At 75.0% G+C, this 236-nt stretch carries 1 protein-coding gene; it reads left to right on the top strand.

The features are described from left to right. Positions 1-236 (top strand): hypothetical protein (locus SB660_RS23765; RefSeq protein WP_410585062.1); only part of this gene is annotated, 236 nt, incomplete at both ends.

The raw sequence follows: 236 nt of genomic DNA, 5'->3' as shown, positions 1-236 counted from the left end.
ACATCCTCGCCCACGGCGTCCGCGACCAGCCGATCGACGCCGCGCTGGCCGCGGCGATGCGCGCCGCCGGCACCGGCTACATCGCGACGCTGCAGATCGACGAGGCGAACTATCTCTACGCCGAGCAGCCCGCCCTGCTGGAGACGCCGTTCCTGCGCGCCGCCCTGCCGGACGTCGTGCGCCGCCGGTGGTCGGACGCGGCATGGCGCGCGGCCACGGTCGAAGATCCCGGGACC

It is taken from the genome of Bacillus sp. SIMBA_005, assembly GCF_046535585.1.
Taxonomy (GTDB): domain Bacteria; phylum Bacillota; class Bacilli; order Bacillales; family Bacillaceae; genus Bacillus; species Bacillus pumilus.
Note: the sequence above shows the minus strand (reverse complement) of the source record. Positions and strands in the feature narration are given on the sequence as shown.